The sequence below is a fragment of the Flavobacteriales bacterium genome, from assembly GCA_021296215.1.
Taxonomy (GTDB): Bacteria; Bacteroidota; Bacteroidia; order Flavobacteriales; family ECT2AJA-044; genus ECT2AJA-044.
In genome coordinates this window covers 101,917-109,622 of the sequence record JAGWBA010000008.1, presented here as the reverse complement: position 1 = coordinate 109,622, position 7,706 = coordinate 101,917, and the positions used below count along the sequence as shown (strand labels likewise).

Here is a 7,706-nt window from a genome sequence, read left to right as displayed (position 1 = left end):
TTCTCATTCAATGAATCGAGTCAAAGGTATGAAAATGACCTACCTTAAAGTCGCAAACACACTCCCCCATGCAAAAGAACTACATCCTTGGTACTTGCAGCACCTGCATACGATTAATGAACGATTGGAACCCGGGAAATGACGTTCAATTGCAAGACATTAAATCGGACCCGATCACCGAAGAGCAGATCGACCAAATGGCAGAGTTGGCCGGGAGTTACGAAGCTCTCTTTAGCCGACGCGCCATGAAGTTCAGAGGCTTGGGCCTTCACGAGAGAGAACTCTCGGAAAAAGAATTCCGCAACTACATTCTCAAAGAATACACCTTCCTCAAACGGCCCGTGGTTATCGTGAATGACCAAATCTTCATCGGAAACAGCAAAAAAACGGCCCTCGAAGTACATCATGCCCTGAATCCATAACTTAGCGGATAAGTGCGCCACCCCCACTTTGCCCAAACAGTACCGAGCACATATCGCCCTGTTCGTCGTCAACCTCATTTACGGAATCAACTACACCGTAGCCAAGGACGTGATGCCCGATTTCATTGAGCCGCTCGGGTTCATTCTACTCCGCGTCACCGGGGCGGTGACTTTGTTTTGGTTGGTAGGCCGACTGTTCGAAACGGATCGAATCGAAAAGCGACATTTCCCGCGGCTGATCCTCTGCGGGCTCTTTGGAGTGGCCGGAAACCAAATGCTGTTCTTCCAAGGGCTCAACCTCACCACACCCATCAATGCGGCCATAATCATGACCAGCAATCCTGTGTTGGTACTCATCATGTCGGCCCTCCTCATCAACGAACGCATCACCTGGGTCAAGATTCTCGGCATCGCCCTCGGCGCGGTCGGAGCCATACTTTTGATCACCGGCGACGGCGCAGCGGTGGACCTTCTCGATAACGACAAGCATTTCGGGAACCTCTTGGTCTTTCTAAATGCCGCCAGCTACGCGGTTTACCTCGTGCTCGTAAAGCCGCTAATGAACCACTACAGACCCATCACCGTCATCAAATGGGTCTTTACTTTCGGGTTACTTTTTGTTGCACCCTTCGGGTGGAAGCAGGCCTCCGCGGTCAACTGGTCATCCATGCCGGCGGAGATCTATATGGCCGTGGCTTTCGTAGTGCTCGGCACCACCTTTTTGGCCTACCTCCTCAATACCTATGCGCTCAAAACCGTGAACCCTTCCGTGGTGTCCATCTACATTTATCTTCAGCCGGTACTGGCCGCGTTCTTTGCCTTGGCCGTTGGGAGTGATCGACTTACTCCTCTCATGCTCATTTGCGCGGCACTCATCTTCGCCGGGGTATATCTCGTCTCGAAGAAACCGAGGAACGCATCGCGCCGAGAGGCGCAGAAACACTGACCTTGGCGAACGGCGCTATTTTGTACCTTTACCGACCTCAAAACTGGACCCATGGTGGTATCGATGACGGGCTTTGGAAAGGCCACGGCGCAATTTAAAAGTAAGAAACTCACGGTCGAAATTCGATCGCTGAACAGCAAGGGCCTCGATGTGAATACGCGACTGCCACAGGTATATCGCGAGAAGGATCTCGAGATTCGGAATGTCGTTGCGGAGGCGCTGAATCGCGGAAAAGCGGATCTTTCGGTGTACGTCGAGAGCGACGGTGCCGAATCGGGCAACCGGCTGAATACGGAACTGATCAAATCGTACCACGCTCAACTGAAATCGCTTTCAGAAGAACTGGGCGAATCGAGCGACCTACTTGCCGCCGTACTGCGCTTCCCCGAAGTGCTGCAAAGTGAGCGCGAAGAACTGGGCGACGACGAGTGGAAAGCTTTGAGCGAGGTCGTGAGCGAGGCTGTGGAGCGTTTGAATGAGCACAGAGCTGAAGAAGGGCGCGCCATGGAAAAGGACCTGCGCGACAACGTAGCGTTTATCTTGAACCAGCTCGAGGCCATTGAACCGCTCGAAGGGGAGCGTCAGGCCCAAGTGCGCGAACGCTTGCAAAAGAACCTCGAGGAACTGAAAGAAAAGGTCGACGAAAATCGCTTTGAGCAAGAGCTCATTTACTACCTCGAAAAATTCGATATCAACGAAGAAAAGGTACGTCTGCGCAAGCACTGCAGCTACTTTATCAGCGTGCTCGAGGAAGGTCAGAGCCAAGGTAAAAAGCTCGGATTCATCGGTCAGGAAATGGGCCGGGAGATCAATACCATCGGTTCAAAGGCCAATCACGCCGGCATCCAAAAACACGTCGTTCAAATGAAAGACGTGCTCGAAAAGATCAAAGAACAAGTACTCAACGTCCTTTGATGGAAGCCCAAGCGGTCATATTCAGCGCTCCATCGGGCTCCGGAAAAACGACCATCGTACGTAAATTGATGGAGCGGCTTCCGGGTCGACTCGGGTTCAGTATTTCGGCCACCAACCGAGCGCCTCGAGGAGCCGAGAAAAACGGGGTCGATTACCACTTCCTCACGACCGAAGAATTCAGAAAACGCATTGATGCCGAGGCCTTCCTCGAGTTCGAAGAGGTATACAAAGGCACCTACTACGGCACCCTCAAAAGCGAGGTCGCCCGCCTGCACAACGAGGGCAAGGCCGTGCTGTTCGACATCGACGTGGTCGGTGGGGCCAATCTAAAGAAAATGTTCGGCAACAAGGCCTGTAGTTTCTTTATTATGGCACCCTCACGGGCCGATTTGGAAGCGCGACTGCGCGGTCGAGGCACCGAGTCCGAAGAGCAGATCCAGAAACGTCTCAGTAAGGCCGATTGGGAATTCGAATACCGGACTAAATTCGATCACGTGATCGTGAACGACGATTTGGATAGAGCCGTTGCAGAGGTCGAATCCATTCTGCTGAACTTCCTCGAGGCATGAAAAAGGTCGGACTCTATTTCGGCAGCTTCAATCCCATCCACATGGGACACGTGGTCATTGCGCAGTACATGCGCGAGTTTTCGGACCTCGATGAAGTATGGCTGATCGTAACACCGCATAATCCGTTCAAGAAGAAAGCTAATTTGCTGGACGATCGCGCTCGGTACAACCTCGTTCAAAGGTCGGTCGAGTCCATTCCCGGCCTTCGCGCCTCGGATGTGGAGTTCAGCTTACCTCAACCCAGCTACACCACCGACACGCTCGCGCACTTAAAAGAACAACATCCCGAGCTTCGGTTCTGCCTCATCATGGGAAGCGATAACCTGAGCAATTTGCATAAGTGGAAGAATGCCGAATACTTGGTCACCAACTACTCCGTTTACGTATATCCGCGGTCCGATGGCGGTTCCGGCCCCTACACCGATCACGAATCCGTTATGGTAGTCGATGCTCCGCAAATGGATCTATCGAGCAGTTTTATTCGCCAGGCCATTTCGGAAGGCAAGGATGTTTCGGCTATGGTGCCCTCCTCCGCCTGGCAGGAAATTCGGGAGATGCACTACTACGAGTAGTTCTTAGTTTTGAGTTCTTAGTTGAGTCCAAAGCGCAGAGCGAGCCTTTAGACTATGCACGCAAAGCATTTGACTGCTGAGGTTCTGATCCAACTAAACCCTCAACACTAAGACCTATGAACTCCGTTAGGCTTCTTCCAGGATACCGCTGAGGATCGATTCGAAGATTTTGCGGCCGTCGGTATTGCCGAGGTTTTCGTCGGCGGCGCGCTCAGGGTGCGGCATCATACCGAATACGTTCTTGTTGGCGTTGCAAACACCCGCGATATTCTCGGCAGAGCCGTTAGGGTTGCTCTCCGCCGAGATATTGCCCGAGGCATCGCAATAGCGGAACATGACTTGATCATTATCGTTGACCTCCTTCAATGTCGCTGCATCGGTGTAGTAGTTTCCTTCGCCGTGGGCAATGGGAATCTCCAAAACCTCGGAGCTCTTGAGCTCGGCCGATGGCAAAGCCGTTCCGCTTTGAGGTTTAATGTAGACGTTCTTACAGATGAATTTGTGATTCGGATTGTGCATCAAAGTGCCCGGTAAAAGACCGGCCTCGCACAACACCTGGAATCCGTTACAAACGCCCATGACGTATCCGCCGTTATTAGCGAATTCGATCACTTCGTTCATGATGGGCGAGAAGCGGGCAATAGCGCCGGAGCGCAAATAATCTCCGTAGCTGAATCCACCCGGAAGCATAATAAAATCGAACCCTTGGAGGTCGTGATCCTTGTGCCAAAGCTCAACTACTTCGTGGCCGAAGCTGCGAAGTACATAGATCATATCTTGATCGCAATTTGAACCGGGAAAAATGACGACGCCGAATTTCATGGACAATAGGTTTTAAAACAAAAAAGCCGTGAACGAATTCACAGCAAAGGTACGGTTTTTTGTTGCGCTCAGGTACCGATAACGCCGCCCAAGGTAGTAATGGCCTTGGGGTTGATCACCATAGCCGGAATCTGCGATTTATTGGTAATGAGTTGCTGTTCGAACGAACTTCCGAAAAGTGCTCCTACGGCGTCTTCGTGGTTGATGATCGAGATCAAGCCGGCATTGACCTTCACAGCAAAATCGACCACTTCTTCGTCGAAGCTTCCGGCATCCTCAAGAATATGGCTTTCGAACTTTACACCTTTCTCGTGAAGGTGTTCTTCGGCGTAGGTCATATTGCGTTGTTGCTGATTGCGCACGAACTCATCGTTGTGGATCGGAGACACGATGTGCACCATACTGTTGAAGAACTTGGCGATCTCAACCGCCCCACGAAGCTTTTGTTTTTCTTCTTTCGAGAGGTCGATCGGAAGCACGATCACATCGTATCCGCCTTTATCGATCTTACGCACTTGCACTACGATGAATGGAGTGCTGCTGTCTTTGATTACGCGAAGGGCATTGCTTCCCGTAAGGAACTGCCAGCCTTTCATTCCGTACGTTCCCATAATGATGAGGCTCGACTCGAGGTCGCGTGAGATGTTTCCGATATCGTCGAAAATACTACCCACATGGGTCAAGAATTCAACGTCGACACCGCTTTCTCTTTGCGAGCGATCGGCAATTTCGTTCAATTTCGCTTCGGCACTTTCGCGCTCGGCGTCGCTCTTTAGAATGTGAAGCAATACAACCTTACCGTTCATCGGCTTGGCGATATAAAGTGCGTGGTTCAGGGCCGTATCTGCGACGGAGGAGAAAGCGTGCTGTACGACCAGAGTAGTTTTGCTCATGTTGTTCTGATTGATCTTGACCCAAAGATAGAATTAGTCGTCATAGGCTGCAACAATCTCGCGAACCTGTTCTAAATGCATTTGCTTTACAGGCTCCCGACGTTCTTTGGAATAATCGGTATGGTAATCGTGTGATTCGAGGAAACGCTGTTGTAGTTTGTTCCAGTCCTGCTCATTGCCTACGAACCCCAAGGTCTTGAACTCGTGAAAGAGTCGCGACCCCGTGACAAAGAAATCTTTTCGGCCCAAGTAATCCGGATCGGCATCACAAAGTATTCGCGCCAATTGGGACTTCGGGCTTTGCGGCACCTGAGTCGACAAGATCAGATCTGCGATTCGATCGATCTGCTCGGAGCTGTAGTTGAATTTGGGAAGCACCTCGCGCGCGTAAGCCACACTCTTTTTCTCGTGTCCTTCATAGGTCAGTACGAACCCCACATCGTGAAGCAAAGCGGCGGTTGCGAGTATCTGCCTATCGGCAGGATCGAGCCCATAGTGCTCCGATAGATCCATAGCCACAGCATACACGTCCAACGTATGGTCAACGCTGTGATAGCTCAAATGCTCTGGCAAGTTTTCCTCGAGATGCCGGAGGATATGCTTTTTTGCTCCTTCAAAATCGGCCATAGATACAAGCACTAAAGATCGCAGGTCTGAACGGGCTTCATTTACACCAATGTTTCATTTTCTTGTGATGGCGTTCGATCAACATAGTACATGAACATTTCGCCCTTGTTCTTGACCTTCAGCGATCCTCGGGGTTCAAAATACAAGGACGATACGTCATTTACAAGCTCGTAGGTACTTTGTGAGATGTTTACGCGGTCTTTTTCAGAGTTTTGCTCCATTCGAGCTGCGGTATTTACCGTATCGCCCCAGATGTCGTACTGAAACTTCTTAGTGCCCACGACCCCTGCTATGACAGGCCCGCTAGACAAACCAAGCCGCACGTCGAAGTAGAACTCATCGCGAGCTTCCCTATCGCGCCGTAGGCGCACCATAAAATCGCGCATTTCGAGTGCCGCCATCACCAACACCTCGGCGTGGTCGCCGTTTTCGTGCAAGCCCGAAACGCACATGTACGCGTCGCCAATGGTCTTGATCTTTTCGATGGGATAGCGATCGATGATCTCGTCGAAGCCCCTGAAGCATTCATGGATCAAATCGACCAGTTCCTGTGGTTCCATCTGCTCGGCGATCGTGGTGAATCCGACGAAATCTCCGAACAAGACCGTGCAATTCTGGTGCGAATGAGCGCGTGCACGCCCTTCGGCTTTGAGTTCTTCGGCCGTTTGCGCCGGCAAGATATTGAGCAACAAAGCCTCCGCCTTTTGCTGTTCTTCCACGATCTCGCGAGTGCGCTCGGCTACGCGCTGCTCTAATACGACCTTTTGCTTGCTGAGCACTTCGAGGCACTTGGCCCGCTCTAAATTGAACCGATCGGCGAAACTCAAGCCGAATAAAAAAATCTGTGAGGTGATGCCCGTAAAGAAGAAATTGAAATTGGAGTTCACCACATCGAAGTAATCGAGTCCGAAAAGGAACAGGAACACGAAGAGAACGGAAAAGCTCAGCATGACGAATCGCAGGTGCTTTACCCCGCTCAGGTAGATGCGAACGGCGGCAACGACCGCGCAAAGGAACATGACCAAAGCCATGATCGCATTGAAGTTGCGGATGGATTCTTCGAAGCCGTGGTTGAATAGCCACAGGAAAAAGTTCAGGACGAACATCGCCATGAGCCCGAGAATGATCTGCCGGATCTTGGGCATGCGCTCTTTGAGGTTCATGTAGGTGGTCGTGAACGCCCCGAAGCTCAGGAGTAGGACCACGGTGATCAGCCGGTTCGATATGCCACCGAGACTGCGCCCTTCACCTACCGAAACAAAGAGCACATCGGTCTTAAACAGCTGATAAAGTAGTACCTTGGCCGCTAAGACGTATATGAGGAAGTACATGTTGGAACTTGATCGCGTGAGCACTAGGAAAAACAGATTGTACAGTAAAAAGGTGACCAGAATTCCGAAGAAGGTATAAAAGGCGTTCTGTTGCCCTGCGATCAGATCGATCATTTCATAGGATCAAGCACTGTATCGCCCCCCCCCTATTTCTTCGTGTTCGGCCACGGTTTTATCAAAGGTGACCGAGAAGAGGAGGAACTGCGCTTTCGCCGGCAAATCCTTCAACTGAAATACCTGTACATCGGTGGAATGACTCCCCGACGATCTCCTTCGCTGAAGCCGAACCGTACTCGGACCGGTGTATTCAACGATGCGGCCCGATTCGTTCCGATAGTACATGTGTGCGGACGTGCCGTTAAAAGTTACGTAGGGTTCTAAATTGTCCGCTGGCTCGTATTTCAGGAACATCCGGTAAACGCCATCCAAGGGCAATTCGAAATTGAATTTGGTTAGGGGAACAAAGCCGGTTCGCTCCCGAAGCCATACCGACTGCGCGTTTCTTATTCCGGACGTATCCTTCCAAACGGTGAGGTATTCATCGATAATGTATTCGCGGCCCGAGTCGTCCAATTCGGTGCTTTACAGAATAGGTTGCGACCAAGCACT

General features: G+C 51.3%; 10 protein-coding genes. 5 read left to right on the top strand and 5 right to left on the bottom strand.

Annotation, left to right across the window (positions count from 1 at the left end; all coding sequences use genetic code 11):
* The first annotated feature begins 68 nt into the window (after nucleotides 1-68).
* The 5 genes from J4F31_02755 (at nucleotide 69) to J4F31_02735 (ending at nucleotide 3,424) form a co-directional block, all read left to right on the top strand.
* Nucleotides 69-422: a hypothetical protein gene (locus J4F31_02755; GenBank protein ID MCE2495490.1), complete on the top strand. Its 354-nt coding sequence runs from the start codon at nucleotides 69-71 to the stop codon at nucleotides 420-422.
* Nucleotides 423-450: 28 nt separating this feature from the next.
* The gene (locus tag J4F31_02750) at nucleotides 451-1,368 is read left to right on the top strand and encodes an EamA family transporter (GenBank protein ID MCE2495489.1); all 918 of its coding nucleotides are present in this window, start codon (nucleotides 451-453) and stop codon (nucleotides 1,366-1,368) included.
* Nucleotides 1,369-1,431: 63 nt separating this feature from the next.
* Entirely contained in the window at nucleotides 1,432-2,283 is an 852-nt protein-coding gene (locus J4F31_02745) for a YicC family protein (GenBank protein ID MCE2495488.1), read from the top strand.
* A complete protein-coding gene (gene gmk / locus J4F31_02740; protein ID MCE2495487.1) occupies nucleotides 2,283-2,852 on the top strand; it encodes a guanylate kinase in 570 nt (189 codons plus the stop codon). The genes J4F31_02745 and gmk overlap by 1 nt, the downstream gene beginning before the upstream one ends.
* The gene (locus tag J4F31_02735) at nucleotides 2,849-3,424 is read left to right on the top strand and encodes a nicotinate-nucleotide adenylyltransferase (protein ID MCE2495486.1); all 576 of its coding nucleotides are present in this window, start codon (nucleotides 2,849-2,851) and stop codon (nucleotides 3,422-3,424) included. Before gmk ends, J4F31_02735 begins: the two co-directional genes overlap by 4 nt.
* A gap of 126 nt (nucleotides 3,425-3,550) precedes the next feature.
* On the opposite strand, the gene purQ is transcribed toward J4F31_02735, so the two are convergent.
* The 5 genes from purQ to J4F31_02710 all read right to left on the bottom strand — a co-directional run bounded on the left by purQ (nucleotide 3,551) and on the right by J4F31_02710 (nucleotide 7,670).
* Nucleotides 3,551-4,246 (bottom strand): phosphoribosylformylglycinamidine synthase subunit PurQ, encoded by a 696-nt coding sequence (gene purQ / locus J4F31_02730; protein MCE2495485.1) that lies wholly within the window; start codon nucleotides 4,244-4,246, stop codon nucleotides 3,551-3,553.
* Nucleotides 4,247-4,314: 68 nt separating this feature from the next.
* Nucleotides 4,315-5,139, bottom strand: a complete 825-nt coding sequence (locus J4F31_02725; GenBank protein MCE2495484.1) for a universal stress protein — start codon at nucleotides 5,137-5,139, stop codon at nucleotides 4,315-4,317.
* A 33-nt stretch (nucleotides 5,140-5,172) separates the two neighbouring features.
* On the bottom strand, nucleotides 5,173-5,766 hold the full coding sequence (locus J4F31_02720) for an HD domain-containing protein (protein MCE2495483.1): 594 nt from the start codon (nucleotides 5,764-5,766) through the stop codon (nucleotides 5,173-5,175).
* Between the two features lie 41 nt (nucleotides 5,767-5,807).
* Nucleotides 5,808-7,211: a hypothetical protein gene (locus J4F31_02715; GenBank protein ID MCE2495482.1), complete on the bottom strand. Its 1,404-nt coding sequence runs from the start codon at nucleotides 7,209-7,211 to the stop codon at nucleotides 5,808-5,810.
* Between the two features lie 9 nt (nucleotides 7,212-7,220).
* Nucleotides 7,221-7,670, bottom strand: coding sequence for a hypothetical protein (locus J4F31_02710; GenBank protein ID MCE2495481.1), 450 nt, complete (start codon nucleotides 7,668-7,670; stop codon nucleotides 7,221-7,223).
* Between the last annotated feature and the right edge of the window lie 36 nt (nucleotides 7,671-7,706).

Bases quoted from the DNA above. Each gene is read 5' to 3' on its own strand.
- J4F31_02720 (MCE2495483.1), bottom strand. From the start codon at position 5,766: ATGGCCGATTTTGAAGGAGCAAAAAAGCATATCCTCCGGCATCTCGAG.
- J4F31_02715 (MCE2495482.1), bottom strand. From the start codon at position 7,211: ATGATCGATCTGATCGCAGGGCAACAGAACGCCTTTTATACCTTCTTC.
- J4F31_02745 (MCE2495488.1), top strand. From the start codon at position 1,432: ATGACGGGCTTTGGAAAGGCCACGGCGCAATTTAAAAGTAAGAAACTC.
- J4F31_02735 (MCE2495486.1), top strand. From the start codon at position 2,849: ATGAAAAAGGTCGGACTCTATTTCGGCAGCTTCAATCCCATCCACATG.
- purQ (MCE2495485.1), bottom strand. From the start codon at position 4,246: ATGAAATTCGGCGTCGTCATTTTTCCCGGTTCAAATTGCGATCAAGAT.
- gmk (MCE2495487.1), top strand. From the start codon at position 2,283: ATGGAAGCCCAAGCGGTCATATTCAGCGCTCCATCGGGCTCCGGAAAA.
- J4F31_02755 (MCE2495490.1), top strand. From the start codon at position 69: ATGCAAAAGAACTACATCCTTGGTACTTGCAGCACCTGCATACGATTA.
- J4F31_02725 (MCE2495484.1), bottom strand. From the start codon at position 5,139: ATGAGCAAAACTACTCTGGTCGTACAGCACGCTTTCTCCTCCGTCGCA.